Source organism: Kribbella lupini (assembly GCF_039529595.1).
In the GTDB taxonomy this organism is placed as follows: domain Bacteria; phylum Actinomycetota; class Actinomycetes; order Propionibacteriales; family Kribbellaceae; genus Kribbella; species Kribbella lupini.
The window spans coordinates 2,606,742-2,632,602 of sequence record NZ_BAAANC010000002.1 but is presented as its reverse complement, the minus strand read 5'-3'; the positions used below and the strand labels follow the sequence as shown (position 1 = coordinate 2,632,602).

Below are 25,861 nucleotides of genomic sequence, written 5' to 3'. Positions count from 1 at the left end.
TGTTCAGCCGAGCCGCGCCGGTCGATCTCACCGCAGCCGCCGGTGGCGTAATCTCGCCCCATGCTGACTGCGCGACGGGCTCTGGCCACGGCCATCGACTACACGGCGATGGCCGTTCCACTCGGCGTCCTCGCCGCGATCGCGCTCGTCCGGCAGCGCCGACGCCCGGACTCCGCCCTTCCCGACGTCTCCCCCACCAAGGTCCGCGTCCTGGTCGCGGTAGGACTCACGATGCCGTTGAGCGCCGCCCTCGCAGCCACCGAAGCAGCCGGCGGCTCACCCGGCAAACGAGCGTTGGGTCTCACCGTGCGTGATCAGTCCGGCACCCAACCGACGTACCCGCAGACCCTCATCAGGACCTTCGCCAAGACCGCCGTGCCTTGGGAACTGGGCCACCAGGCCGTCTGGGAGTTCCGGGCAGACAACACCCGCCGCGGCGCGGTCCTCGCCGCCGGCGCCTACCTCGCCCTCGGCCTGCAAGCCGCCGCCATCCTCCGCAACCGGCGCACGTACGCCGACCAGCTCGCTGGGACACGAGTCGAGCAGGCCTGACCTCTCAGCCGTGCCCCGGCGGACCACTTGGCGCCGCTCAGCCCATGTGTCGGTGCGGTCCGGCAGGATGTTTTCATGGCGGTACTGAGTGCGAAGGCGATCAATCGGGCGACCCTGAGTCGGCAGATGCTGCTCGAGCGGGCTGCGGTCGGGCCGGCTGAGGCGGTACGGCGGTTGGTGGGGATGCAGGGGCAGGAGCCCAAGCACCCGTACGTCGGGTTGTGGACCCGGCTCGACGGGTTCGCCGACGCGGATCTGACGGCGGCGGTCGAGGCGCGCGACGTCGTACGGGCGACCTTGTTCCGCGGGACGTTGCATCTGGTGACCGCCGAGGACTACCTGCGGTTTCGGACGACGCTGGCGCCGGTGCTCGAGGCCGGGCTCAAGATGCTGAAGGAGCGCGGCGAAGGGCTGGAGCCCGACAAGGTCGTCGCGGCGGCGCGGAAGCTGCTGAAGAAGGAGCCGCTGACCTTTACCGAAGTGCGCGACGCGCTGCAGCAGCAGTTCCCCGAGGTCAACGACCGCGCGCTCGGGTTCTGCACGCGGATGATGGTGCCGCTGGTGATGTACCCGACCGACACCCGCTGGGGCTGGCCGGCGAACGCGCGGTTCACGCCGGCCGAGCAGTGGATCGGCCGGAAACCGCTCCTGGACGCCGTACCGGACGAGCTGGTCATCCGATATCTGGACGCCTTCGGGCCGGCGACGCCCGCCGATTTCCAGACCTGGTCGGGGCTGCCGGGTGCGAAGGCGGTCTTCGACGCGGCCGAGCTGGAGCGCTTCGAGGACGAGAACGGGCGCACGCTGTACGACGTACCAAACGCTCCGCGCCCCGATCCCGACACCCCCGCGCCGGTACGGTTTTTGCCCGAGTTCGACAACCTGCTGCTCGCGCACGCCAAACGCGAACGGGTGATAGCCGACGCCTATCGCCCGGCGGTGTTCACGAAAAACCTGCGGGTGAAGGCGACGTACCTCGTCGACGGACAGGTCGCCGGGCTGTGGACGGCCGAGAAGAAGCGGGCTGTGGCGACTCTCACGCTGACCCCGTTCGAGGCGAGCGCGAAGCGCGTGAAGACCGCGCTGGAGCGTGAAGGCGAGGCGTTACTACGGTTTCTCGAACCGGATGCGAAGACCTACACGGTGGTTACGGCCGGTTGATGAGGTTGTTGTCACACGTCGGATGACTGGGCTGGAGACCTCGCGCCCAGTGGAATAGGCAGATGAGCACAGTCCCCACGATCACTCTGGACAACGGTGTCGAGATCCCCCAGCTGGGCCTGGGCGTCTGGCAGGTCGACGACGGGATCGTCACCGGTGTCGTCGAAGCCGCCTTCGAGGCCGGCTACCGGCACATCGACACGGCCGCCGTCTACGGCAACGAGCAGGGCGTCGGTCGCGCGATCGCGAACGCCGCGCTGCCCCGCGACGACCTCTTCGTCACCACCAAGGTGTGGAACAACGACCAGGGGTACGACTCGACCCTGCGCGCCTTCGACAAGAGCCTCGGCAAGCTCGGCCTGGAGACGGTCGACCTGTACCTGATCCACTGGCAGTCGCTGAAGCAGGACAAGTACGTCGACACCTGGAAGGCGATGGAGCAGCTGTACGCCGACAAGCGCGTGCGCGCGATCGGCGTCTCCAACTTCCACATCCCGGCGCTGCAGCGGCTGTTCGACGAGACCGACCTCCGCCCGACGGTGAACCAGATCGAGCTGCACCCGGCGCTGCCGCAGGACGAGCTGCGCGCGTTCCACGCCGAGAACGACATCGTCACCGAGGCGTGGAGCCCGCTGGCCTCCGGCGAGCTGATCGACCACCCGGTGCTGAAGGAGCTCGGCGGCAAGCACGGCAAGTCGCCCGCCCAGGTGATGATCCGCTGGCACCTGCAGCTCGGCAACGTGGTGATCCCGAAGTCGAAGACCCCGGCGCGGATCGCGGAGAACATCGACGTCTTCGACTTCACCCTGGACAACGAGGACATGGCCGCGATCGCCGACCTGGAGACCGGTCAGCGCACCGGCGGCGACCCGGACACCTTCGGCTGATCGGCGGGACCGTGAACACCTTCCGGTGACCTCGGACAAGCCACGCCCTGTCCGAGGTCCCGGTTTCCTGGTCACGGACCCGTCAGCTGGAGGAACTGGCGTAGTACGGGCGATCGGTTGGCCGGCGACCAGGCCACCGAAAGCCGCCACGGCGGCAGGTCGTCGGACAGCTCGCGGTAGACCACGGCCGCCGGGTCGATCGGCGGGGTCGGTGCGATCAGCAACGACACCCCGAGCCCGGCGGCGACCAGCGACACGATCGTCTGGACGTCGGCGCCCTGCTGGCTGATCCGCGGCGTGAACCCCGCGGCCTGGCAGTAGCCGACGATGACGTCGTGCACCGACGGCCCGGTCGCCCGGGTGTAGAGGATGAACTCGTCCGCGGCCAGGTCCGTCAGCGCGACCCGGCGCCGCTTGGCCAGCGGGTGCTTGGCCGGCAACGCGGCGACCAGCGGGTCCTCGGAGACGACCTTCGACAGCAGCCCTGGTTCGTCGTACGGGAAGCGCAGCAGGCCGACGTCGATCCGGCCGTCGCGCAACGCCTCGGTCTGGTTGATCGTCGTCATCGTCTCCAGGTCGAGCACGACCTCCGGGTACGCCGTACGGAACGCGCCGAGCAGCCGCGGCAACGCCTCGAACGTCGCCGACTGCACGAACCGCAACCGCAGCTTCCCGACCTCACCGCGCTGTGTGCGCTGTGCGGTGAGTACGGCGTCGTCCGCCCGCCGCAGCAGGTCCCGCGCGTCGTCGAGGAATGCGGCGCCGGCCGCGGTGAGCACGAACCGCTTCTTCACCCGGGCGAACAGCTCGACGCCGAGATCGCGTTCCAGCGCAGCGATCTGACGACTCAGCGAGGGCTGGGTCAGGTGCAGGCGGACCGCCGCGCGGCCGACGTTGAGCTCCTCGGCGACGACCACGAACGACTGCAGCTGCCGGAGTTCCATGGACCTGATCATGCATCTGCTGCATGAAGTTTGGCCAGAACTTTCATTGGACGCATGAAGACACGCGAACCTACCGTCGAAGAGACGAAAGGAACCACCGTGTACGTCTTCCCCGTAACAGTGATCGAGAAAGTCCGCCGCGAGATCAACTCCGCGCTGCCCAACGCGCCCGTCGTACCGTACGTCGAGGTCCCGCGCCGGCACCCGCTGCGCGCCCTGCGCCGCTGGGCGCGACGTCGTCCGCAGGGCGTGTGCGAAGCTGATCGCCGTGATCGAAGTGCGCAGGTTGCGAGTACTGCGGGCCCTTGCTGACCACGGCACCGTGACGGCGGCCGCCGAGGTCCTGCACCTGACGCCGTCCGCCGTCTCCCAGCAACTGGCCGCCCTCGAGTCCGAGGTCGGCCAGGAGCTGCTGGAACGCCGCGGCCGCCGCGTCGCCATCACCTCGGCCGGCCGCCTGCTGCTCACCCACGCCGACACGATCCTCACCGAGGTCGAACGCGCCGAGGACGCGCTGCGCCTGTACGCCGACGGCACCAACGGCGAACTCCGCATCGCCGCCTTCGCCACCGCGATCAGCCTCCTGGTCGCACCGTCCCTCGCCCGCCTGCGCGAAACCACCCCCGGCCTCCGCCTCGTCGTCCAGGACGCCGAAGGCCACCAGGCCCTCACCCAACTCCTCGACGGCGAGGTCGACCTCGCCGTCACCGTCGAACACCGAGGTTCCCCCCGCCCCACCGACGACCACCGCCTCACCCTCACCCCGCTGTACGCCGAGCCCTTCGTCGCCGTCCTGCCCCCGACCCACCCCGCCGCTTCCTCACCGCTGGTCGACCTCACCGCCCTCGCCACCGACGACTGGGTCATGACCTCCGTCGGCAACCCCATCCGCGACGTGGTCCTCCTCGCCTGCGAACAAGCCGGCTTCCAGCCCCGCATCGTCCACACCTCAGACGACTTCCGCTCAGTAGCCGCCCTCTGCGCCGCCAACGCGGGCGTCTCCCTGGTCCCCCGCCTCACCCTCCCGCCGACCACGCCGGCCGTCATCCGGCCCTTGCAGCCCCCGACCCCCACCCGCCGGGTCCTGATCGCCACCCGGCGAGCGCGAGCCGACCATCCGTTGATCACCGCCACCTGCAAAACCCTCGCCGAGACCGCCGCCCAGCTGGAGTTCTGACAACAAGCCCTGCACAACCTCCGCCCGCGGATCGGCGACTCTGCTGTAGAGAACCTGTGCTCGTTCCCACTGATCGCGAGCTTCTTCGGCCAACTCGAGACCAGCCAACGCTTGGCCGAGGTAGTGGCGTAGACGCCCCTCCCGGTGGTCACCCGGGTGGCGGACCGCGATGGCAAGACCTGTCTCCAGTACGCCGCGCGCCCGGGCATGATCGCCGGCGACGAGCCATGCCCGGCCGAGAGTCTCCAGGGTGTCGCACTCGACCACCTCGGTCCCCAGTCGCCGCACCAGGTCGAGGTTTTCGGTGAGGACACGTACGGCGGCGTCGCGGTTGCCGCTCTCCATGAGCGCTTGCCCGATCAGGTTGCAGTGGACCGCATCGACCGCGGGTGCTTTGCGCGCGGGCATCATCGCCATCGCCTGCTCGAAGGCGGACCACTGCCGGTCCAGGTCTCCCAACCACCCCGTCAGGGCACCGAAGCCGATCAGCGCACCGATCCTGTACCTGCCTGCGCCCGGATGAGCTTCGGTCAGCGTGAGCGCCTCCTCGGCGTACGGCAAGCCCTCGGCCGCCCGGCCCGAGCGCCCCAGGTTGTAACCGAGGTCGGTGAGGACGGCCGCCAACGCCTCAGGATCGCCCAGAGCGCGGGCCAGTGGCAGTGCTCGCTGCCGCCACGGGACGGCCTGCTCGTACAAGCCGAGGGTGCTGTAGGCGAAGCCCATCTGGTAGAGCACACCGAGTTCGAGCCGTGGATCGAGCGTGATCGGGAGGTCTACGACCGCGGCCAGGGCCTGATGTGCCTCACCGAAGCGCATCAAGTGGTTGGAGAGCTTCGGCATCCCAAGGGCCATCCGTACGGCGGTCAGTTGCGACTCGCCGTCTTGCGCGGTACGGCGGATGAGGCGGACCAAGTTCGGAAGCTCGGCCTCGAGCCAGTCGCCGGCCAGCTCCTGATCGGTCACGTCCTCGGCACCTGCCGACCAGGGCACCGCGCCTCGAGAACCGTACTTCTCCGGACCGCAGGCCAGCTCGTCGAAGCGCCAGAGCATCGCGAGATAGCAATCGGCTTCGCGGCGGCGGAGCTGGTCCCAGCCGGATTCGTCGAGCACACGATCGGCGTCCGCGCGGGCGACGGCACGAACCAGGTCGTGCATCCGGTACTGATGCAACGCAGGGGTTTCGAGCAGGTGGATGTCCACCAACCGCTCGAGCAGGCTCTCGGTCTCGGCAAGTGTCCGGTCCAGTACCGCAGCCGCAGCACGCAGAGGAAACCGATCCCCGTCGAAGACCGAAAGCAACACGAACGACCGGGCGGCTGCCTGATCGAGGTTGCTTCCCTTGGCGAGCGTTTTGAGGGACATCGCGACACTGCCCGACAGGAGATCCAGGCGCTCTGAGTCCTCGGCCAGCCGGTGCGCGAGTTCGCGAAGACCGCCGTCCGACCTCGCCGCCTGGACGCCGGCCACACGGATTGCCAAGGGGAGCAGGCCGCAACGGCGTACGACCTCCCTCGCGGCCTCTGGATCCCGGTCGACCCACGCCGCTCCGACCACCTCGCGTAGCAGGTCGAGCCCTTCATCTTCCTGCATCACCTCGAGGCCGATGTGGCGTGCCCCCGGCAAGGTCGTGAGCCGCTGACGACTCGTGACGATCACCACGACTCCCGCCGTGCCTGGCAGCAGCGGCTGCACCTGTTCACCGCTCGCCGCGTCGTCGAGCACGATCAGCATCCGCCGGCCGGCCAGAGCACTCCGGTACCGCGAAGCCATCACGTCGACGGACATCGTCTCGCCAATAGACAGCGCTAGAGCCCCCAGCAGCGCGCCCAACGCGTCCTCGGCCGTTCGCGGCTCCGTCCCGCCCCGCAGATTGAGATAAAGCTGCCCGTCCGGGAACCCGTCAAGAGTCTGGGACGCCGCCTGCACCGCCAGGGCCGTCTTGCCGACCCCACCCATTCCACCGATCGCCGAGATGACGATGCCAGGAGCCGCCGCTGCCGGAGACCTCAGCAACGCAACGAGCTCGTCGAGTTCCCGCGAGCGTCCGATGAAGTCGCTCAACGGCGGCGGCAACTGCCGAGGCACGCCGCCGCGAACGTTCGGCACCTTCGGCCGCCGAGCCGCCGCGATCAAGCGACGGCGATCATCGGCGTCGAGAGCCAGGGCCCCGCTGAGTTGATCCACCGTGGTTGAGCGGGGGTATCGACGGCGACCGTTCTCGAGAGCACTCACGGCTTGCGAGCTGAGACCGCAGAGTTCTGCGAGGCGCTCCTGGGTCAGTCCCGAACGTAGGCGGAAACCACGGAGCAGCTGAGCGAACCCGGTACCGGCGGTCACCGCCCCTGTCCTGCTCTGCCACGGTCCGGCGGCGACTCAGCCAGCAACCGCCGTACGCCGGCGGCACGGGCGTCGGCTTCTCGGTCGTAGAGCATCGCCGCCCGCCGCCACGCCTCGTGTGCTTCGTCCGCTCTGCCGACCCTGCCCATTCCTCCGATGGCAGACAGCACGATCTCCGGCGCTGCCCGCTCGGGGTTCCTCACCAGGTCCAGCAGCTCGTCGACAGACTCCGCCCGGCCGGTGAAATCACTCAAGGGCGGTTGGGCGAAACCGGGGCGGGGGTTCACCGGCTCATCCTGCGGCCTGGGGTTGGCCGGCGGCAACGTCAGGTGCGGGCTTCGTCGTACTCCAGGCGCGCGTTCTGGACCTCGGGGACCTTGGACTCGACCCACTCGGTGATGCTGCGGACGTGGGTGGCGGCCTCGGTGCCCAGGGGGGTGAGGGAGTAGTCGACGCGCGGCGGGATGACCGGCTGGGCGGCGCGGTGGACGAAGCCGTCGCGTTCGAGGGACTGGAGGGTCTGGGCGAGCATCTTCTCGCTGACGCCCTCGATGTGGCGGCGGAGCTCGCTGAAGCGGTAGGAGCGGTCGAGCAGGGCGACCAGGACCAGGACGCCCCAGCGGCTGGTGACGTGTTCCAGGATGACGCGGGACGGGCAGCCGACGCGGTTCACGTCAGGGGATACGACGGTCATGGACCTCTCCTCACTCGACGACTAGTACCTTACTTCAAAGTGGGTACTTTCGTAAAGTTAGTACCCCGACTACGGTGAGTGCTACACGCACTCGAACCGGAGGAAGAACAGAGCTATGAGCATCGTTGTGACGGGGTCGACCGGAGCGCTGGGCCGGCTGGTCGTCCAGGACCTGCTGGCGGCGGGGGTGCCGGCCGGGGAGATCAAGGCCGTTGCCCGGAGCAAGGAGAAGGCGGCCGACCTGGCCGAGCGGGGCGCTCAGGTCGTGATCGCGGACTACGACCAGCCGGAGTCGTTCGACGGCGTGTTCGCGGCCGGCGACCGGGTGCTGCTGATCTCGGGCAGCGAGCCGGGCCGGCGCATCCCGCAGCACCAGGTCGTGATCGACGCGGCCAAGGCCGCGGGGGTCGCGCAGCTCGCGTACACGGGGATCTTCGGCGGTCCCGAGGCGGACTTCCTGCTCGCCGCGGACCACCGTGCGACCGAGCAGGCGATCCTCGACTCCGGGCTGCCGCACACGTTCCTGCGCAACAACTGGTACGCCGACATGATGGTCGAGGGCGTAGCCCCTGCGGTCGAGGGCGGCGTGATCGCCAACGGTGTCGCGCCGGACAGCCGGGTCGCGCCCGCGCCGCGGGCGGACTTCGCCGCCGCAGCAGCCGCCGTACTGCGCACGGACGGGCATCTCAACCAGGCGTACGAGCTGAGCGCCGACCACGCGTGGACGTTCGGTGAGCTCGCCGCCGAGATCGAGCAGCAGACCGGGAAGCCGGTCGTGCACAAGACGCTCAGCCACGACGACAACCTCGCGCTGCTGCTCGGGTTCGGTCTGCCCGAGGGGCTCGCCAAGGTCCTCGCGGACGTCGACGACGCGATCTCCCGCGGCCGCCTGGCCGGTACGCCGGGCGACCTGTCGCGGCTGATCGGCCGCCCCACCACGCCGCTGGCCGAGACCGTCCGCACCGTCTTCCAGTAGTCCCAAGGGGGATCCGTGGACACGTGTCCACGGATCCCCCTTCCCCCAGGTCTCAGGCGAGCCGCGCCGCCGCCGAGCGCGCGATCGCCTCGAAGTGGGCGGGCTTGATGCCCTTGCCCATCTCGCGGAACGCGACCACCGACACGATCGCGCCCTTGCGCGTCACGGCGTACGGGAAGCCGCCGTCCTCGCTGCCCTGGTCCGACGGCAGCGGGTAGTCGTACCAGCGGACGATCCGGGTCGCGTCGCCGACCGCGACCGCGCGGTCCTCGGTGATCTTGCGCGCGTGCGTCGGAGCCGGTCGGGCCGCCTTGCACGACGCGATGGTCTTCAGGATCGAGTCGTACGCCGCGGTGGCGGTCGCCGCGTCCTTGTACCGGGTCAGCCACTGGCCGCCCGACGCGTCGAGCCCGTTGGTGTAGTTGCGGCTGAGCGCTCCCAGCACTCCGTCTCCGCGGGTCGACCCGGGACCGCAGATCGGCGTACTGGCACTGCCGCCGGTCGCGGCCCAGCCGCGCTTGGGATCGCCCTTGGCGACCTCGCCGCCGGTCAGCAGCATCGAGTTGGTCAGGCGGATCGGCTTGAGCGGCGTCGGTGTCTCCACTGGTTTCCCCGGAGTCTTCGTCGGCGTGGGCACGCCGGTGGGTGTCGCGGTGGGCGTCGCCGGCGGGGTGCTCGAAGGCGTTCCGGTCGGCGTCTGGGACGGTGTCTCGCTGGGCACCGGCGTGCTGCTTACGGCGGCCGGACCAGCCGGACCGCCCGTTCCCGGCTTGTCGCTGCCACAGGCAACCAGCGCCAGCGGCAGCAGCGCCAAACCGGCCACGGCCTTCCATCCCCGTACGGACATGTCGTCAACCTTCTGCTCGTCACTGCCTCGACCAGATGGACGCTAGCGAGCACGGTTTGGTTCGGCCCGGATTTCTCGCCGGTTTCGGTGTCTCAGTTCCCGATCACCGCGAGCACCGCCGCGTGGCCCGACGGCCGGACGCCGTCGACCGGCGCGTCGCGGTACTGCGTACGGCGAACTCCCAGGCGTCGACGAGCGTCAGACCCGGCACGGCGTCTCGTCGCCGCCGAGCAGCCCAACCCGGCAAAGTGTTGCCGACAGCAACTTTCAGCCGCGGCGCCGGCCGTCCAGGCCGAGGGTGGAGAAGCGCGCGATCAGCGTGCGCGGCACGTAGCGGGCGCCGGCCGCGATCAGCTTGTAGCGCCAGGACGGGATCGAGATCGCCTTGCCCTGCATCAGATCCTTCCAGGCCTCGTCGACCAGGTCGGTCGCGTCGAGCCAGAGGAACGACGGGACGGCGCTCTTGTCCATCCCCATCCGCGCGTGGAACTCGGTGTGCACGAAGCCCGGAGCCAGCGCCATCACCGCGACGCCCTTGGCGTGCAGCTCGATCGCGAGTCCCGAGGAGAAGCTTGTCACCCAGGCCTTGTGCGCGGCGTACGTCCCGCGCGGCACGAACCCGGCCACGGACGACACGTTCACCACCGCGCCGGATCCCCGCTCGATCATCGGCAGCACCGCGGCGTGCGTCAGCCGCAGTACGACGCGCACGAGCAGGTCGAGCTGCTTCTCCTCCTGCTCGATCGTGTTCGCCCAGAACGGCTTCTTCTGCCCGAACCCGGCGTTGTTCACCAGTACCTCGATCGGCCCGTCCGCGAACCGCCGCTCGACCAGCGCCAGCTCGGCCGGATCCGTCAGATCCGCCGCCAGCACCTCACAAGCCACCCCGTGCAGCCGGCTGATCTCGGTCGCGACCTCCTTCAGCCGCCCCTCGTCCCGGGCCACCAGCACCAGGTCGTACCCCTCCCGAGCCAGCTTGTCCGCAAAAGCCCGCCCGATCCCCGCCGTGGGCCCGGTCACCAGCGCAGTAGCCACGCCACTCTCCCTCCGTCGGTGAATGCCCCCAGTCTGTCACTATCCTGACCAGATGCTCGCCCACGTGGACACCTGGGTACTGGATCTCGACAACACCCTCTACCCACCGTCCACCGGCCTCGCCGACCAGATGAACATCCGCATCCGCGAGTACCTGCGTGCCGGTTGTTCGAGCACCGCATCGACTACTCGATGGATCACCCGGCAGCAGCGGTACGGCGTACGAAGTGCTTGGTGACCGCCGCTGGCGGGTGTGGGACCTGACGGCTTTCCTCTACTCCTTGACCGCTCCCGCGGTGAGGCCCTGGACGATGTAGCGGCTGGCGACGGCGAACAGGATCATGGTGGGGATGATCGACAGCACGGCGGCCGCCGACATCGAGCCCCAGTCGATGTTGTAGCTGGAGATGAAGCCGTTCAGCGCGGCCGGGACGGTCTTGTTGCTGTCGCTGTTGAGCAGGGTGACCGACAGGAACAGCTCGTTCCAGCAGTTCACGAAGTTGAAGATGAACGACGCGGCGATGCCGGGCGTCATCACCGGGACGAGCACGCGAAACAGCGCGGACAGCCGCGAGCAGCCGTCGACCATCGCGGCCTCTTCGAGCGACGCGGGGACGTTCTCGAAGAAGCCCCGGAGCATCACCGTGCACAGCGGGATCGAGACCGCGACGTACACGAGCACGAGGCCGGCGCGGCTGTCGACCAGGTACAGCCTGGTCATCAGGATGTACAGCGACCCCAGCGCGATGAAGCCGGGGATCATCTGCGTGACCAGGAACGCGCCCATCACCGCGCCCTTGGACACGAACTCGAAGCGCGCCAGCACGTACGCCGCCAGCAGCGACACCACGGTCGCCACCGCGGCCGCGGCCAGCGACACGATCAGGCTGTTGCCGATGAACACCCCGAAGTTCGACTGCTCGAACAGCCCGGTGTAGTTGGCCAGTGAGAAGTCCGCCGGCCAGTACTTCAGCGGGTAGGCGAAGATCGACCCCGGGTCCTTGAACGACGTGACCAGGATCCAGTACAGCGGGAACACCGTCAGCACCAGGCAGATCCCGAGCCCGGTGAACTTCGCGACCTTGCCGGCCAGTGTCTGGTCGAGAATCATCCGGCCACCACCTTCCGTCGAGTGCGCGGGTTACGGGTCCGGACCGCGAGCAGGTAGAAGATCGCGAACAGCACCAGCACGAACACCACCATCACGCCCATCGCGGAGGCCCGTCCGTAGTCGCCTTCCTGCGTCACCTGGATCATGTACGACGTCACGATGTGCGTCTCGTTCGCAGGCCCGCCGCCGGTCATGCCGAAGATCAGCTCGGGCGAGTTGAACGTCCAGATCACCCGCAGCAGCACGGTCAGCGCGAGCGTGGTCCGGATCGACGGGATCGTGATGCTGAACAGCGTCCGGACCTTGCCGGCGCCGTCGATCGCGGACGCCTCGTACAGCTCGTCCGGCACCGACTGCAGCGCGGCCAGGATCATGATCGCGAAGAACGTCACGCCGTACCAGACGTTCGCGGCGATCACCGCGACCATCGCGTACTTCGCGTCGGCCAGCCACGGCACCGGGGTGTCGATCAGGTGCGTCTTCATCAGCAGGTCGTTGACCACGCCGAACTCGCCGTTGAACATCCAGCGGAACAGGATCCCGATCAGGAACCCCGACACCGCCCACGGGAAGAACACCAGCGCCTGGTACGCACCGCGGAAGCGGAACTTGCGCCGCAGCCAGAGCGCCATCGTGAACCCGATCAGGAACTGCGGTACCAGCGACCCGACCACCCAGACGATCGAGTTGCGCACGGTGCCGCGGAACATCTCGTCGCCGACCAGCGTGCGGAAGTTCTTCAGTCCGACCCACGAGGTGTCGGACAGGTCGTTCAGGTTGTAGTTGCGGAACGCCATCGAGATGCCGTTGAGCAACGGGTAGTAGGTGAACAGCCCGACGAACACGATCGCGGGCAGCATGAAGGCGAGCAGCACCAGCGCGGTCCGGCCGGTGAACCGCCGCCGTCGTCCGGCCGGGGGCCGCGAGCCCGCCGTACGGCGGGAGCTCGCGGCCGGCCTGGTCTCAGTGACGGCCATGAATCAGTTCCCGGCCCACTTCTTCGTCCAGTACTCGTCCCAGCTCTTCAGGATCTCGGCCGGCTGGGCCTTCCCGGTGATCAGCTTCTGCACGTCGGCGTCGGCCTTGTTGCCCCACTCGGTCGACCACGGCACGCCGCGCGGCTGGGTGACCACGACGTAGGTCTCCGGGGAGGCGTTCATCGCGACGTACGACGCCCACGGGCCGTCCTTGAAGAACGGGTCGTCGGCGGCCGACTTGAGGATCGGGACCAGGCTGTTCTCCTTCGAGAACGTCAGCGCGGCGTCGCCCGAGGTGAGGAACTTGACCAGCTTGACCGCCTCGGCCTTGTGCTCGCTGCCCTGCGCGACACCCCAGCCGGCGTTGGCCAGCGGCTGCGCGGCCTTACCGGTCGGGCCGACCGGCAGCGGCGCCGTGCCCCACTGGTCCTCCTTGATCGTCTTGGACTCGCGGACCGTGGCGATCACCTCGGGGTCCTGGAGCAGGAAGCCCGTCGTACCGGAGGTGAAGCCCTGCACCATCTCCGGGTAGCCCCAGCTGACCGAGGACGGCGGGGAGGCGTTCTTGAACAGGTCGAGGTACAGGTTCAGCGCGTCGACCGCCTTCGGCGACGAGAAGATCGTCTTGCCGCTGGTCAGCTTGAACGCGTTGTCCTTGTTGATGTCGTCGATCACGTAGCCGGAGATCACCGCGATCGCGTTGCCCGCACCGCCGAGCCCGCCACGGAACGAGTAGCCGTACTTGTTCTTGGCCGGGTCGTTGATCTTCTTGGCCTGCTCGACCATCTCCGACCAGCTCTTCGGCGGCCCGGCGAAGCCGGCCTGCTGGACCAGGTCCTTGCGGTAGAACAGCGACAGGCCGTAGAAGCCGTACGGGACCATGTACGACTTGCCGCCCTGCTGGGTCACGGCGAGCGCGTTCGGCGTGAGGGCCTGCAGTCCGTCCCAGTCCTTCAGGTCCGGCGCCATGTCGTAGATCCACTTGTTGGTCGAGAACGGCCCGACCGTGGTGTCGCGGACCTCGAGCACGTCGACGCCCTTGCCGGACTGCAGCATCTGCTGGATCTTCTGGTCGGCCTGGTTGGTCGGCGGTGAGATCAGTTGCACCTTCACGCCGGAGTTGGCCGCCTCGAAGTCGGCGATCAGCTTCTTCAGCAGCGCCGTACGGGTCGGGTTGGTCAGGCTCTCGACCATCTGGAGCTTGACCTCACCGCCGCTCTGGGCTTTCTCGGCCGGGCCGGGGCCGCACGCGGTGAGCACCAGCGTGGCGGCGGCGAGCGCGGCGGTCAGGGGTGCGAACATCGATCGGTGACGCATGGCGCTTCTCCTCAGGGGATGTGGGCCAGGAGTGGGGACATCAGACGAATTGGTCAGCCGTTGTCCGCACATTAACCGGATTTGCGCGGGGTGGACAAGAACTTGCCGAAGATGTGACCGTAAGTGGTCTGAGGACTTAACATCAGTACGGCGGTACGTCGGGACATCAGTACGCCGGTACGTCGGGCGGCAACGGGAGGAGGCGGCGATGGCGGCGACAGATCGCGCGCTGACCGGTCTGCGGCAGATGATCGCGTCCGGCGAGCTCGGCCCGGGGGCGAAGTTCCCGCCGGAACCGGAACTGTGCGACCACCTCGGGGTCTCCCGCAGCTCGTTGCGCGAGGCAACCCGGTCGCTGGCGGCGCTGGGCGTGATCGAGTCCCGGCACGGTTCGGGAACGTACGTGTCCGCGCTGGACCCGGCGGAGATCATCAGCCGGTTCTCGCTGTCGGTCGAGCTGATCCCGCTGGAAGGCGTGCTGCAGCTGCTCGAGGTCCGGCGGATCCTGGAGGCGCACGCGACCGCGGCCGCCGCCGCGCGGCAGGACCCGGCGCTGGCCGAGCGACTGGCCGACATCCTCGACCGGCTGGAGAAGACGACCGACGCGACCGAGATCCAGGTCCTCGACGCCGAGTTCCACGGCGCGATCTGTGAAGCCGGCGGGAACCCCACGGTCACCGCGCTCACCGGCGTGATCCGCGGCCGCGGCGGGCACTACCGGATCTTCGAGCCCGGCGCGGACTTCGAAGCGATCAAGCGCACCAGCGACCTGGGGCACCGGGCGATCCTCGCGGCGATCACTCACCGCGATCCTGCCGCGGCCGCTACTGCCGCGTCGGCACACATCGCGCAGACCGAGCTCTGGCTGCGAGCGCTGCGTCCGGTGCCGCAGGTCGACTTGCCCTAAGCAACGGCGATCGCAACAATGCCGGCCAGTACGACAGCGCTGCCAATCAATCTGCGTCTTGCGTCTGCTTCGCCTAGAACCAGCCAGGCTGCCAGTCCGCTCAGCACGATGCTCACCTCGCGCGCCGGTGCGACCAGGCTCACCGGCGCGAGCCGCATCGCGTACAGCACCATCAGGTACGCGATCGGCGACAGCAGCCCGACCGCGATGATCTCGCGCTTGTTCTCCTTCCAGAGCAGACGCAACGGCTGCGGCTTGCTCAGCACCTGAGGCGCGAGCAGGAGGCTCTGCAGGATCGACGCCGCGGCGAAGTAGATCAGCGGCGGCACGGCCAGGTCGGTGACGGAGTACGCGTCCCACAACGTGTACGCCGCGATCAGCGCGCCGGTCGCCACGCCGTACACGATGCCGGCCTTCACCCCGCCGCGCGCCGACTGTTGCCTTCGGCCACCACTGATGCCGAGCACGCCCGCGATGATCAGCGCGGCACCGACCAGGCCGAGCACGCCCGGGCGCTCGCCGAGGAGGAGCACCGCGAAGGCGACCGACAGCAGCGGGCCGGTTCCTCGCGCGACCGGGTAGACCACGGAGAGGTCACCGACGTCGTACCCGCGTTGCAGGACGATGCCGTAGCCGATGTGCAGCACCGCCGTGACCAGGGCCGCGACGGCCCAGTTCCAGTGCGGGTGGACGTCCGAGGTGATCAACGCGATCACCAGCGCGGGGAGCAGGAGGATGCTCGCGGCGGTGTAATAGGCCCAGACGAAGGCCGCGCCACCCCGTCGTACGCGCTTGGCCGCGAAGTTCCAGGCGGCATGCAGGACGGCGGCACCGAGGACGAGGGAAAGCGCTGTCGAGTTCACCGCCTCGTAGTCTCCCACCCGCCTTGATTGCCCGGAAATTTCTTTCTGCTGTCGAGATCTTGCAACGATCCGTCGTACAGCCGTACTGTCCGGGCACCAACGTCCGAGGGGGTTCCCTTGTCCCACCACCTGAGGTTCCGTCGCCGCCTAGTGGTCACCGGCATCGTGATCGGCGCTCTGCTGTCCGGTTCCGCGCTGACTGCCGCGGCTGATTCGCGCCCTGCGCCCCGGGAGACGCGCGCGGGCCTCGACCCGGCGCTCGTCGCCGGTCGCGGCGCGACCGTCCCGTTCGTCGAGCAGGAGGCCGAGAACGCCTTCACCAACGGCGAGCGGATCGGCCCCAGCCGCGAGGCGTACACGCTGCCCGCCGAGGCCTCCGGGCGGACCGCCGTACGGCTGACCGAGCGCGGCCAGTACGTCGAGTTCACGCTCACCCGTCCCGCGAACGCGTTGACCCTGCGCTACAGCATCCCGGACACGGCGGACGGCGGCGGCCTGCGCGCGCCGCTCGACGTCACGGTCAACGGCAAGCGCAAGCAGACGATGACGCTGACCTCGGAGTACGCCTGGCTGTACGGGATGTACCCGTTCTCGAACGACCCTCAGGTCGACCCGATCCCCGGTTGGTGGAAGCCGGAGCCGGACCCGGTGACCAAGCCGTTCCGGCCGAACCACTTCTACGACGAGCAGCGGCTGCTGCTCGGGAAGACCTATCGCGCGGGGGACCGGGTGCGGTTCGAGATCCCGCGGAGCACGCCCGCGTCCTGGTACGTGCTGGACGTCGCGGACTTCGAGCTGGTCGCGCCGCCGAAGAAGGCGCCTGCTCGCTCTCTTGATGTGAGGCTCTTCGGCGCTGATCCGACCGGGCGGCGGGACGCTGCGCCGGCCATCGACCGGGCGATCGCCGCGGCACGGAAGATCGGTTGGTCGGTGTTCATCCCGGCGGGGACGTTCCAGGTGAACCGGCACATCGTCGTCGACAAGGTGACGGTCCAGGGCGCCGGGAACTGGTGGTCGATCATCAAGGGGTCGGTGCTTCCGTTGGCCCAGCCCGCGCCCGACAAGTCGGTGCACTGGGCGCCTGGCTTCTACGGGAAGTACGCCGCTGACGGTGGCAGCACGCACGTGCACCTGGCCGACTTCGCGATCGAGAGCGACGTCCGGGACCGGATCGACACCGACCAGGTGAACGGTGTCGGCGGTGCGATCGGCGGCGGTTCGTCGATCCGCGGGCTGTACCTGCACCACACGAAGGTCGGGATCTGGCTCGACGGCCCGATGGACGGGCTGCTGATCCGCGACAACATCATCGTCGACCAGATCGCCGACGGGATGAACCTGCACCTGGGCGTCTCCACCGTGCGGGCGACGAACAACTTCGTCCGCAACAGCGGCGACGACGGGCTGGCGATGTGGTCGGAGGTGAACTCGGCCGGGTTGGTCAACCACAACAACGTGTACGACCACAACACGGTCCAGACGCCGGTGCTGGCCAACAACATCGCGATCTACGGCGGCCGCGACAACGCCGTCACCGACAACCTGGTCGCCGACCCGATCCGAGAGGGCAGCACGCTGCACGCCGGCTCCCGGTTCACCTCGACGCCGTTCGAGGGCAAGCTCGTCTTCGCCCGCAACACCACAGTCCGCGGCGCTCCCCGAGACCTCAACTGGGACCTCGGCCTCGGCGCGATCTGGCTCTACGCCCTCCAGTCCGACATGGAGGGCCAGATCGAGATCACCGACAGCTCGTTCCTCGACTCGACGTACAACGCGTTCATGTTCGTCGTCGACTGGCCGGTCAAGGACGAGTACTCGCTGACCAACGTGACTGTTCGCAACATCCGCGTGGACGGCACCGGCACCAACGTCGTCAACGCCCGAGTCGGCGGCGGCGCCACCTTCGAGAACGTCGACGCCCGCAACGTGGGCGCCCCCTTCATCAACAACTGCGGCACCTTCCACTTCGAAGGCCCACCCGAGTTCAACGTTCAGCTGCTGGAAGGCAACGACGGCGGCTGGACGAACGCCTCCTGGTGCGAGGACCGACCCCCGGTCGTTCCGCCGCCTGCGCCGTCTCCCTGGAACTGACCACCGGACGCCGCGCCGCCTTGGACACCCGAGGCGGCGCGGCGGCTCGTCGTACTACTGTCGTGGCATGCGTGCACATGCTCAGCGGCTGGACGGGCTCGGGACGACGATCTTCGCCGAGATGTCGGCGCTCGCGGTGCGGACGGGGGCGGTGAACCTCGGGCAGGGCTTCCCCGACACCGACGGGCCCGGCTCCGTGCTCGAGGCGGCGATCGCCGCGATCCGCGCCGGGGCCAACCAGTACCCGCCGGGCCGCGGCATCCCCGCGCTCCGGCAGGCGATCGTGGACCACCAGAAGCGGTTCTACGGGCTCGAGTACGACCCCGACACGCAGGTGCTCGTCACCACCGGCGCCACCGAGGCGATCGCCGCCGCGCTGCTCGCGTACGTCGAACCAGGCGACGAGGTGATCGCCCTCGAGCCGTACTACGACTCGTACGCCGCCTGCATCGCGATGGCCGGCGGCCGCCGCGTACCGGTCACGCTGCGCGCCCCCGACTTCCGCCTCGACCTCGACGAGCTCCGCGCCGCCGTCACCCCGCGGACGAAGGTCCTGCTGATCAACTCCCCGCACAACCCGACCGGCACCGTGCTCACCGACGAGGAGCTGCGCGGCGTCTCGGCGCTCGCCGTCGAGCACGACCTCGTCGTGATCACCGACGAGGTCTACGAGCACCTCATCTACGACGGCGGGCAGCACCGCCCGCTCACGGCGTACGAGGGCATGGCCGACCGCACCGTCTCGATCGGCAGCGCCGGCAAGACGTTCTCGGTCACCGGCTGGAAGATCGGCTGGGTCACCGGTACGCCGGAGGTCGTGACCGCGGTGAACACCTCCAAGCAGTTCCTCACCTACGTCTCCGGCGCCCCCTTCCAGCCCGCCGTCGCCGGAGCCCTTGCCCTGGGCAACGACTACTTCGACGGCCTGCGCGCCGACCTCCAGCACCGCCGCGACCTGCTCTGCGACGGCCTGGAGTCCCTCGGCTTCGGCGTCCACCGCCCACAGGGCACGTACTTCGTCACCACCGACATCCGTCCCCTCGGCCACACCGACGGCGTCGAGTTCTGCCGCATGCTCCCGGAGAAGACCGGCGTCGTCGCCATCCCCCACCAGGTCTTCTACGACAACATCGACGCCGGCCGTCCGCTGGTCCGCTGGGCGTTCTGCAAGAAACGCGAGGTCCTCGAAGAGGCCCTCAACCGCCTCACCAAGCTCTGACGACTACTGCCCGTACGCCTTCGCGGTCCAGCCCAGCGAGCCGAGTGAGCCGCCCTTGATGTCGGTGCCGATCCGGTCGGTCGCGTTGGCGTCGAAGTAGACCGACGCGCTGCCGGTCGCGGCGATGCCGAGGATCGGACGGCCGTGGGGGTGCGACTGGCAGTACCCCGTGCTGAGACTGGCGAACGAGCTCCACCCGCTGGCCCGCAGTACAGTCGAGCCGATCGTCGTCGGGGTGGCGAGGTTGATCCGCCATTCCTTCAGCTCACCGTTCGTCTTCGTGCCAACCAGTACGTCGACAGCCGCCGCGCCGGTGCCCTCGGTGCGCTCGAAGGTCAGCGTCTTCACCGAGTCCCAACCGGTCGTCTTCAACGTCGTCGGCGTGGACAGCGTCGGTACGCCGTTCGTCCAGGTCAGCTGGTACCGGTAGAGCGAGGTGCCCGCCACCCGGTACAGGTAGGTGCCGCTGGCAAGGACCCGGGTGTTGGCGAAGCCGGACTTCATCCGGGTCGCGGTGTTCTGCGTCATCTTCCAGACGCCGTTCGTGCGCTCACCCCGCCGGTCGAGGCGGTACAGATAGCCGTCGGTCGGATGCGCCGCGACCTCCGTGCTGATGAACAGATCGGTGTCACCGGCGCCACCAAGCTGCTGGTGCGCCGACGGCACCCACGCGAGCTTGTCGCCCGGGTAGGAGATGACGCTGGTCTTCTGGGCGGTGTACCCGTACGCCAGCCGCTGCCCGTCCGAGCGGTACGCCGAGGTGTAGACGCCACAGTCAGCCGGCACGTCGGCCACCGCCGCCGTCGCCTGCAGCGGGTTGAGCACCAGCCCGGCCACGGCAGCAACAGCCACCGACGCACCGGAGAGAAGCGATGAACGCATGAAACTCCCTTCGAGTCAGCGGGAGCCCAGGACAAGAACCACTCACCCCCGCGCCCGCTCAGACGGGCCGCGCCCCCACGATGGTTCCCACCTCCGGGTAAGACCTCGGACAGGATCAGGGGACCTTGAACAGGAAATACCCTGTCCGAGGTGCCCGCTTGGTGTCCGAGGTCCCGGGCGCGAGATTCGACCGCATGCTGAGGGCGGCGCTTACGGCAGGAAGCGGGCGAGGGATTCGGGGTCGCGGGCTACGGCTGTGGTGCCGTCGTCGGCGGTGATGATCGGGCGCTGGATGAGGATCGGGTCGGCGACCATCGCGGCGATCCAGTCGGCGCGGTGGGCGGCGTCCTTGGGGAGAGACTTGAGGGCCTTCGCCGCGGGCTCGTTCATGCGGGCGACGTGCCAGGGATCCAGGTCGAGGCGCTCGAGGGTCGCTTTGAGTTCCTCGGCCGTGGGCGGATCGTCGAGGTAGCGCCGTACGGTGTAGTCGATGCCGGCTTCGTCGAGCGCGGCCGTGGCGGCTCGGCACTTGGAGCAGGCCGGGTTGACCCAGATCTCCATCAGCGGTGGGTGAACCAGAGCTTGGTCGGCTGCTGCAGCATCATCACCAGCAGGGCGACATGCAGCGCCAGCCCGAGCAGGCTGCCCGGTAGCGCGCTGACGCCGCCCATGATCCCGAGCGCCGCGACGACGATCAGCATGATCCGTGCCCACGGACGCCGCTTGCGCAGGTAGATCGCCGGCAGGATGTACGCGGCCCCGCAGATCAGGATCAACGCGACCACCAGTCCGCGCGCCCCCGCGTCGCCGGTCAGCGTCTCGGCGATCTCGTCGCCCGCCGACGTCAACGCGAACAGCCCGAGCAGGATGCACAACCCACCCAGCCCGAACGAAATCACCGAAGCGATCGTCACCTGCTTCGGCGGCGCCACCACGCCCTGCTGATACCCGTACGGCGCCGGCTGCCCCCACTGGTTGCTGGGCGGCGTACCTGGTTGCCCGTAGCCACCCTGCCTGGCCCCCGGCTGCCCGAACCCGCCGCCCTGACCGCCCGACGGCAACCCACCGGCCGGCTGCCCAAACGCCCCGCCGTACGGCCCCGGCCGCTCAGCCCCCGCCGCCGAGTCGTACTGAGGCCCAGCTGACGGCGCCTGCCCACCCGCGCCAAACACCCCTTGATAAGGCCCTGGTTGCTCACCCTGAGCCGGCACCCCACCACCTGCAACGGGCGGTAGAGCCCTGCCCGATGTCGACTGTTCACCACCGGAAGGCGTCGCCTGGTCATTCGATGGCATCGACTGAGCGGCGTCCGGCGACGTTGCCTGCGTCGGCTGAGCAGGGGCCGAAGAAGTTGACCGAGGCGCGACCTGCGTCGGCTGCTCGGGCGTCGGCGAGGTCGGCTGCTCGGCCGACGGCGCCGGCTGGCCGATGACCGGCGGGGTCTGCTCAGGGGCGTCGGCCGGGGTGGGCTCGTCGGGGTTGTGCGGGGCGGCGGGGCCGCCGGGGTGGTCGCTCATGTGAATGGGTGTCCTCCGCTTCCTTCCCCCGATCCTCCCAGATCGCCCAACCGCCCGCCCGCACCCCGCGAGGAGCGTCATCGGGGTACCGTCCAGGCCCGACGGATCGGCCGCGCCGCACCCGTCAGCGCGCACGCCGAGCGGCGCGGGCGGGGCGGGCGGGGCGGGGGCGTCGAGCGGCGCGGGCGGGGCAGGGGCATCGAGCGCGGCAGCGGCAGCGCGCGAGCAACCGCCCGACGGTCGCGAGCGCCGTACTCGCTGCCGACATCGTTCGGATGGTCCCCCAACGACACGATCGTCGGCAAGGAGGCTGAGTCAGCCCGAATTGCAGCACCGGAGGCACGACGGCCACCGCCGTCGTACCGATCCCGCGGGCTGGACCAACGTCGAAGAGGTCAGCCCTGCGCGGATCTACACTCCGCTGGGTGACCAACGAACTGGACGACCACGCCCGCAAACTGCTCGACGGTGCGAATCTCGCCGTCCTCGCGACGGTCAACGCCGACGGGAGTCCGCAGACGTCCGCTGTCTGGGTCGGGCGCGACGGCGACGATGTGCTCATCTCGTCGACCGCGGGGCTGCGCAAGATCCGCAACCTCGAGGCCGAACCGCGGACCAGTCTGATCGTCATCGACGCCACCGATCCGCTTCGGTACGCCGAGATCCGCGGCACGGCGAGCATCACCGAAGACGTCGACCGGGTGGTTGCCCAGGCGCTCGCCACCAAGTACGCGGGTGCCGAGGCCGCCGCCGAGTACGCCGAGCTTCCGCCCGAGGTCCGCCGGGTCGTCGTCCGCATCACCCCGCACCACGTCGTCACCCGCGGCTGAACTTCGTGGTCCTCGACGGCGAGACCGGGGAGGGCTCGCCGGTTGCTGAGGAAGAGGTCGTTCTCCGGGGAGGCCGGATGACCCGGGGTGTTGTGCGTGTCGGCAGCACCGTGCGCCGACCGGCCTCGCCCTTTGCCGCCTCCGTGCTCCGGCACCTGGAACAGCGCGGATTCGCTGGAGCGCCTCGCTGGCTCGGGCAGGACGACACCGGGCGGGACATCTTGAGCTATCTGCCAGGGCTGGTTCCGGAGAAGTTTCGGACTTGGTCCGACGCACAGGTCGCCGCGGCAGGCGCGTTGGCGCGGGAGTTGCATGAGGCAACTCGCGGCAGCCACCTCGCGGGGAGTCAGCCAGTGGTTTGCCATCACGACCTCGGACCCAACAACGCGGTCTTCCGGAACGGCGTACCGGTGGCCTTCATCGACTTCGATCTGGCTGCGCCGGGGAGTCCGTTGGAGGACGTCGGGTACATGGCGTGGGTGTGGTGCGTGTCGTCGAAGGCGGAAGCGCCTTCGGTGGAGTTCCAGGCTGCGCAGGTCCGGATGTTGGCGGATGGCTACGGGATGCCCGTGAAGCAGCGGGCAGTGCTGGTTGACGCGATGTTGGAGCGGCAGAGCCGGAACGCGCGGTTCTGGGGTGAGTTGCCGGAGGCAAGCGTCGAGGCCACTCCGGAGCAACTCGCGGAGCGGATCGCGTGGTCTCGGCGGGAGCATGCGTTCACGGCAGATCACCGTCGAGAATTCGCCGCGGCCCTCGCGTGAGGCCAGGAAACGCAGCTGCCCGGGATCATCGATCCCGGGCAGCTTGTCAGGTCAGCTGACCTCTAGGGCGTCCTTGGACTCGTTGAGGTGGACGTGGACGGTTTCGCCGTCGCGGACCGTGCCGGAGAGCAGGCCGCGGGCGAGTTCGTCGCCGATGGCCGACTGGACCAGCCGGCGGAGCGGCCGAGCGCCGTACACCGGGTCGTAGCCCGTGAGGGCCAGCCATTCCAGGGCGTCCTCGCCGACGTCCAGCGTGATGCGGCGGTCGACAAGGCGCTTCTGCAGGGCGGTGATCTGGAGCGCGACGATCTTGGTCAGCTCCTCGCTGCCGAGGGCGTCGAACAGGACGATCTCATCCAGCCGGTTGATGAACTCCGGCTTGAACGACTGCCGCACGACGGCCATCACCTGGTCGCGCTTGGCCTTGTCGTCCAGGGTCAGGTCGGCCAGGTACGCCGAGCCGAGGTTGCTGGTCAGGATCAGGATGACGTTCCTGAAGTCGACCGTGCGCCCCTGCCCGTCGGTCAGGCGACCGTCGTCCAGGACCTGCAGCAGGATGTCGAAGACCTCGGGGTGCGCCTTCTCGACCTCGTCGAGCAGGATCACCGAGTACGGCCGCCGGCGGACCGCTTCGGTCAGCTGGCCACCCTCCTCGTAGCCGACGTACCCGGGCGGGGCGCCGACCAGCCGCGAGACGCTGTGCTTCTCGCCGTACTCCGACATGTCGATCCGGACCATCGCCCGCTCGTCGTCGAACAGGAAGTCCGCCAGCGCCTTGGCCAGCTCGGTCTTGCCGACACCCGTCGGGCCGAGGAACAGGAACGAACCCGTCGGCCGGTCCGGGTCGGAGATACCCGCGCGGGCGCGCCGTACGGCGTCGCTGACGGCCGTGACCGCTTCGCGCTGACCGATCAGCCGGCGACCGAGCTCGTCCTCCATCCGGAGCAGCTTGCCGGTCTCGCCCTCGAGCAGCCGGCCGGTCGGGATGCCGGTCCACATCGCGATCACCTCGGCGATCTCGGTCGGGCCGACCTCCTCGTTGACCATCGCGTCGGGACCGTCGGTGACCTCGGGCTCGGCGGCGGCCGCCTCCAGCTCCTTGGTCAGCTCCGGGATCTCGCCGTACAGGATCTCCGAGGCGCGCTGCAGCTCGCCGTCGCGCTGGGCGCGCTCGGCCTGGCCGCGCAGCTCGTCGATCCGCTCCTTGATCTCACCGACCCGGTTCAGGCCGGACTTCTCCTTCTCCCAGCGCGCTTCGAGGGCGCGGAGCTCCTCCTCGCGGTCGGCGAGGTCGGCGCGCAGCCGCTCGAGCCGCTCACGGCTGGAGGCGTCGTCCTCGCGCGACAGCGCCAGCTCCTCCATCTTCAGCCGGTCGACGGTACGGCGCAGCGAGTCGATCTCGACCGGGGACGAGTCGATCTCCATCCGCAGCCGGGACGCCGCCTCGTCGACCAGGTCGATCGCCTTGTCGGGCAGCTGACGACCGGAGATGTACCGGTTGGACAAGGTCGCGGCGGCGACCAGCGCGCTGTCGGAGATGGCGACCTTGTGGTGCGCCTCGTACCGCTCCTTCAGGCCACGCAGGATCGCGATCGAGTCCTCGACCGACGGCTCGCCCACGAACACCTGCTGGAAACGGCGCTCCAGCGCGGGGTCCTTCTCGATCCTGGTCCGGTACTCGTCCAGGGTCGTCGCGCCGATCATCCGCAGCTCGCCGCGGGCCAGCATCGGCTTCAGCATGTTGCCGGCGTCCATCGCGCCCTCGCCGGACGCACCCGCGCCGACGACCGTGTGCAGCTCGTCGATGAACGTGATGACCTGGCCGTCCGACTCCTTGATCTCGGTCAGCACGGCCTTCAGCCGCTCCTCGAACTCACCGCGGTACTTCGCGCCGGCCACCATCGCACCCAGGTCCAGGCTGATCAGCCTGCGGCCGCGCAAGGACTCCGGGACGTCGCCGGCCACGATCCGCTGCGCGAGGCCCTCCACGACGGCGGTCTTGCCGACGCCGGGCTCACCGATCAGGACCGGGTTGTTCTTGGTACGCCGGGACAGCACCTGGACCACGCGCCGGATCTCGGAGTCACGTCCGATCACCGGGTCGAGCTTGCCGTCGCGGGCCCGCTCGGTCAGGTCGATGCCGTACTTCTCCAGCGACTTCGTCGTGCCTTCGGCCTCGGGGGAGGTGATCCGCCGGTTGCCGCGCATCTGGTCGAACGCCTGCAGCAGCGCGTCCGGCGTCACGTCGAGCGCGGACTTGGCCACGCCCTCGACGGTCGCCAGCGCGATCAGCAGGTGCTCGGTCGAGACGTACTCGTCGCCGAGCCCGAGCGCGCGCTGCTCCGCCTGGTTCAGCACGTCGCTGGTCTTCGGCGAAAGGCTCGGCGCCTGGACGCTGCCGCCGCTCGCCTTCGGCAGGCGGGCAAGCTGCTCGGCGGTCTTGCGCCGTACGGCGTCGATGTCACCGCCCGCGGCCTCGAGCAGACCGACCGTGGTCCCCTCGGGCTGCGCCAGCAACCCCGACAACAGGTGAATCGGCTCCACGGTCGGGTTGCCCGCCGCGGAGGTCTGACGGATCGCGACCGACAGGGTTTCCCGGGCCAGCGTCGTCAACCGCTGAACATCCATCTGGTTCCAGCCTTTCAAGCTCAACTAACAGCAGTCTCTTGTTACAACCTACCGAAAGTTGAGTCCATTCCACTCAAGTCTGCCAAAACCTGGGGAAATCTCAGGGTTGCTCCCGACCGCCCGCTGGTGGACGACGGTCTGAACAGGC

Annotated in this window: 24 protein-coding genes and 1 pseudogene; 11 read left to right on the top strand and 14 right to left on the bottom strand. The window is 69.0% G+C overall.

Annotation, left to right across the window (positions count from 1 at the left end):
- Positions 1–60 precede the first annotated feature (60 nt).
- The 3 genes from ABD235_RS25895 to ABD235_RS25885 all read left to right on the top strand — a co-directional run bounded on the left by ABD235_RS25895 (position 61) and on the right by ABD235_RS25885 (position 2,600).
- Complete coding sequence (locus ABD235_RS25895; protein ID WP_344178516.1) at positions 61–552, top strand: RDD family protein; 492 nt, start codon at positions 61–63, stop codon at positions 550–552.
- Between the two features lie 75 nt (positions 553–627).
- Complete coding sequence (locus tag ABD235_RS25890) at positions 628–1,713, top strand: winged helix DNA-binding domain-containing protein (protein WP_344178514.1); 1,086 nt, start codon at positions 628–630, stop codon at positions 1,711–1,713.
- A 62-nt stretch (positions 1,714–1,775) separates the two neighbouring features.
- Positions 1,776–2,600 (top strand): aldo/keto reductase, encoded by an 825-nt coding sequence (locus tag ABD235_RS25885; protein ID WP_344178512.1) that lies wholly within the window; start codon positions 1,776–1,778, stop codon positions 2,598–2,600.
- A gap of 71 nt (positions 2,601–2,671) precedes the next feature.
- Here the strand turns inward: ABD235_RS25885 and ABD235_RS25880 are convergent, their stop codons facing one another.
- Positions 2,672–3,544 (bottom strand): LysR family transcriptional regulator, encoded by an 873-nt coding sequence (locus ABD235_RS25880; RefSeq protein WP_344178510.1) that lies wholly within the window; start codon positions 3,542–3,544, stop codon positions 2,672–2,674.
- Between the two features lie 268 nt (positions 3,545–3,812).
- On the opposite strand from ABD235_RS25880, the gene ABD235_RS25875 reads away from it, so the two are divergent.
- Positions 3,813–4,721, top strand: coding sequence for a LysR family transcriptional regulator (locus ABD235_RS25875; RefSeq protein WP_344178507.1), 909 nt, complete (start codon positions 3,813–3,815; stop codon positions 4,719–4,721).
- Between the two features lie 537 nt (positions 4,722–5,258).
- Here the strand turns inward: ABD235_RS25875 and ABD235_RS25870 are convergent.
- The 3 genes and pseudogenes from ABD235_RS25870 to ABD235_RS25860 form a co-directional block, all read right to left on the bottom strand.
- A pseudogene (locus ABD235_RS25870) lies at positions 5,259–7,058 on the bottom strand (helix-turn-helix domain-containing protein); the annotation flags it as partial.
- A complete protein-coding gene (locus ABD235_RS25865) occupies positions 7,055–7,345 on the bottom strand; it encodes a hypothetical protein (RefSeq protein ID WP_344178506.1) in 291 nt (96 codons plus the stop codon). The pseudogene ABD235_RS25870 and the gene ABD235_RS25865, both read right to left, overlap by 4 nt.
- A 38-nt stretch (positions 7,346–7,383) precedes the next feature.
- Positions 7,384–7,752, bottom strand: coding sequence for a winged helix-turn-helix transcriptional regulator (locus ABD235_RS25860; protein ID WP_344178504.1), 369 nt, complete (start codon positions 7,750–7,752; stop codon positions 7,384–7,386).
- Positions 7,753–7,867: 115 nt separating this feature from the next.
- On the opposite strand from ABD235_RS25860, the gene ABD235_RS25855 reads away from it, so the two are divergent.
- A complete protein-coding gene (locus ABD235_RS25855) occupies positions 7,868–8,728 on the top strand; it encodes an SDR family oxidoreductase (RefSeq protein WP_344178502.1) in 861 nt (286 codons plus the stop codon).
- 52 nt (positions 8,729–8,780) lie between these two features.
- On the opposite strand, the gene ABD235_RS25850 is transcribed toward ABD235_RS25855, so the two are convergent.
- Both ABD235_RS25850 and ABD235_RS25845 read right to left on the bottom strand, forming a co-directional pair.
- Complete coding sequence (locus ABD235_RS25850) at positions 8,781–9,575, bottom strand: hypothetical protein (RefSeq protein ID WP_344178500.1); 795 nt, start codon at positions 9,573–9,575, stop codon at positions 8,781–8,783.
- Positions 9,576–9,842: 267 nt separating this feature from the next.
- On the bottom strand, positions 9,843–10,610 hold the full coding sequence (locus ABD235_RS25845) for an SDR family NAD(P)-dependent oxidoreductase (protein WP_344178498.1): 768 nt from the start codon (positions 10,608–10,610) through the stop codon (positions 9,843–9,845).
- 52 nt (positions 10,611–10,662) lie between these two features.
- On the opposite strand from ABD235_RS25845, the gene ABD235_RS25840 reads away from it, so the two are divergent.
- Complete coding sequence (locus tag ABD235_RS25840; protein ID WP_344178496.1) at positions 10,663–10,848, top strand: hypothetical protein; 186 nt, start codon at positions 10,663–10,665, stop codon at positions 10,846–10,848.
- A 36-nt stretch (positions 10,849–10,884) separates the two neighbouring features.
- Here ABD235_RS25840 and ABD235_RS25835 read toward each other — a convergent pair whose 3' ends face one another.
- The 3 genes from ABD235_RS25835 to ABD235_RS25825 are packed head-to-tail and all read right to left on the bottom strand — an operon-like array spanning position 10,885 to position 14,015.
- Complete coding sequence (locus tag ABD235_RS25835; RefSeq protein ID WP_344178494.1) at positions 10,885–11,721, bottom strand: carbohydrate ABC transporter permease; 837 nt, start codon at positions 11,719–11,721, stop codon at positions 10,885–10,887.
- Positions 11,718–12,698, bottom strand: coding sequence for a carbohydrate ABC transporter permease (locus tag ABD235_RS25830; RefSeq protein ID WP_344178492.1), 981 nt, complete (start codon positions 12,696–12,698; stop codon positions 11,718–11,720). The genes ABD235_RS25835 and ABD235_RS25830 overlap by 4 nt, the downstream gene beginning before the upstream one ends.
- 3 nt (positions 12,699–12,701) lie before the next feature.
- Positions 12,702–14,015 (bottom strand): ABC transporter substrate-binding protein, encoded by a 1,314-nt coding sequence (locus ABD235_RS25825; RefSeq protein ID WP_344178490.1) that lies wholly within the window; start codon positions 14,013–14,015, stop codon positions 12,702–12,704.
- 208 nt (positions 14,016–14,223) lie between these two features.
- On the opposite strand from ABD235_RS25825, the gene ABD235_RS25820 reads away from it, so the two are divergent.
- A complete protein-coding gene (locus ABD235_RS25820) occupies positions 14,224–14,922 on the top strand; it encodes a FadR/GntR family transcriptional regulator (protein WP_344178488.1) in 699 nt (232 codons plus the stop codon).
- On the opposite strand, the gene ABD235_RS25815 is transcribed toward ABD235_RS25820, so the two are convergent.
- Entirely contained in the window at positions 14,919–15,785 is an 867-nt protein-coding gene (locus ABD235_RS25815; protein WP_344178485.1) for a DMT family transporter, read from the bottom strand. The two genes, ABD235_RS25820 and ABD235_RS25815, sit on opposite strands and share 4 nt — an antisense overlap.
- A 117-nt stretch (positions 15,786–15,902) precedes the next feature.
- Between ABD235_RS25815 and ABD235_RS25810 the strand changes: the two genes are divergently transcribed.
- Both ABD235_RS25810 and ABD235_RS25805 read left to right on the top strand, forming a co-directional pair.
- Positions 15,903–17,876 (top strand): glycosyl hydrolase family 28-related protein, encoded by a 1,974-nt coding sequence (locus tag ABD235_RS25810; RefSeq protein ID WP_344178482.1) that lies wholly within the window; start codon positions 15,903–15,905, stop codon positions 17,874–17,876.
- 67 nt (positions 17,877–17,943) lie between these two features.
- A complete protein-coding gene (locus ABD235_RS25805) occupies positions 17,944–19,095 on the top strand; it encodes a pyridoxal phosphate-dependent aminotransferase (protein WP_344178480.1) in 1,152 nt (383 codons plus the stop codon).
- 3 nt (positions 19,096–19,098) lie between these two features.
- Here ABD235_RS25805 and ABD235_RS25800 read toward each other — a convergent pair whose 3' ends face one another.
- The 3 genes from ABD235_RS25800 to ABD235_RS25790 form a co-directional block, all read right to left on the bottom strand.
- Positions 19,099–19,977: a hypothetical protein gene (locus tag ABD235_RS25800; RefSeq protein ID WP_344178478.1), complete on the bottom strand. Its 879-nt coding sequence runs from the start codon at positions 19,975–19,977 to the stop codon at positions 19,099–19,101.
- Positions 19,978–20,187: 210 nt separating this feature from the next.
- On the bottom strand, positions 20,188–20,538 hold the full coding sequence (locus tag ABD235_RS25795) for an ArsC/Spx/MgsR family protein (RefSeq protein ID WP_344178476.1): 351 nt from the start codon (positions 20,536–20,538) through the stop codon (positions 20,188–20,190).
- Entirely contained in the window at positions 20,538–21,149 is a 612-nt protein-coding gene (locus ABD235_RS25790) for a hypothetical protein (RefSeq protein ID WP_344178474.1), read from the bottom strand. The genes ABD235_RS25795 and ABD235_RS25790 overlap by 1 nt, the downstream gene beginning before the upstream one ends.
- Positions 21,150–21,919: 770 nt before the next feature.
- On the opposite strand from ABD235_RS25790, the gene ABD235_RS25785 reads away from it, so the two are divergent.
- Positions 21,920–22,324 carry a PPOX class F420-dependent oxidoreductase gene (locus tag ABD235_RS25785; protein WP_344178472.1) on the top strand — a complete coding sequence of 135 codons (405 nt, stop codon included), beginning with the start codon at positions 21,920–21,922 and terminating at the stop codon, positions 22,322–22,324.
- Positions 22,325–22,401: 77 nt separating this feature from the next.
- Positions 22,402–23,085: an aminoglycoside phosphotransferase family protein gene (locus ABD235_RS25780; protein WP_344178470.1), complete on the top strand. Its 684-nt coding sequence runs from the start codon at positions 22,402–22,404 to the stop codon at positions 23,083–23,085.
- A gap of 51 nt (positions 23,086–23,136) precedes the next feature.
- On the opposite strand, the gene clpB is transcribed toward ABD235_RS25780, so the two are convergent.
- On the bottom strand, positions 23,137–25,713 hold the full coding sequence (gene clpB / locus ABD235_RS25775) for an ATP-dependent chaperone ClpB (protein ID WP_344178467.1): 2,577 nt from the start codon (positions 25,711–25,713) through the stop codon (positions 23,137–23,139).
- Positions 25,714–25,861: the final 148 nt, after the last annotated feature.

Coding starts and splice junctions, on each gene's coding strand:
- ABD235_RS25890 (WP_344178514.1), top strand. CDS start 628: ATGGCGGTACTGAGTGCGAAGGCGATCAATCGGGCGACCCTGAGTCGG.
- ABD235_RS25795 (WP_344178476.1), bottom strand. CDS start 20,538: ATGGAGATCTGGGTCAACCCGGCCTGCTCCAAGTGCCGAGCCGCCACG.
- clpB (WP_344178467.1), bottom strand. CDS start 25,713: ATGGATGTTCAGCGGTTGACGACGCTGGCCCGGGAAACCCTGTCGGTC.
- ABD235_RS25800 (WP_344178478.1), bottom strand. CDS start 19,977: ATGCGTTCATCGCTTCTCTCCGGTGCGTCGGTGGCTGTTGCTGCCGTG.
- ABD235_RS25835 (WP_344178494.1), bottom strand. CDS start 11,721: ATGATTCTCGACCAGACACTGGCCGGCAAGGTCGCGAAGTTCACCGGG.
- ABD235_RS25850 (WP_344178500.1), bottom strand. CDS start 9,575: ATGTCCGTACGGGGATGGAAGGCCGTGGCCGGTTTGGCGCTGCTGCCG.
- ABD235_RS25825 (WP_344178490.1), bottom strand. CDS start 14,015: ATGCGTCACCGATCGATGTTCGCACCCCTGACCGCCGCGCTCGCCGCC.
- ABD235_RS25840 (WP_344178496.1), top strand. CDS start 10,663: ATGCTCGCCCACGTGGACACCTGGGTACTGGATCTCGACAACACCCTC.
- ABD235_RS25805 (WP_344178480.1), top strand. CDS start 17,944: ATGCGTGCACATGCTCAGCGGCTGGACGGGCTCGGGACGACGATCTTC.
- ABD235_RS25880 (WP_344178510.1), bottom strand. CDS start 3,544: ATGGAACTCCGGCAGCTGCAGTCGTTCGTGGTCGTCGCCGAGGAGCTC.
- ABD235_RS25855 (WP_344178502.1), top strand. CDS start 7,868: ATGAGCATCGTTGTGACGGGGTCGACCGGAGCGCTGGGCCGGCTGGTC.
- ABD235_RS25885 (WP_344178512.1), top strand. CDS start 1,776: ATGAGCACAGTCCCCACGATCACTCTGGACAACGGTGTCGAGATCCCC.
- ABD235_RS25860 (WP_344178504.1), bottom strand. CDS start 7,752: ATGACCGTCGTATCCCCTGACGTGAACCGCGTCGGCTGCCCGTCCCGC.
- ABD235_RS25895 (WP_344178516.1), top strand. CDS start 61: ATGCTGACTGCGCGACGGGCTCTGGCCACGGCCATCGACTACACGGCG.
- ABD235_RS25830 (WP_344178492.1), bottom strand. CDS start 12,698: ATGGCCGTCACTGAGACCAGGCCGGCCGCGAGCTCCCGCCGTACGGCG.
- ABD235_RS25820 (WP_344178488.1), top strand. CDS start 14,224: ATGGCGGCGACAGATCGCGCGCTGACCGGTCTGCGGCAGATGATCGCG.
- ABD235_RS25780 (WP_344178470.1), top strand. CDS start 22,402: ATGACCCGGGGTGTTGTGCGTGTCGGCAGCACCGTGCGCCGACCGGCC.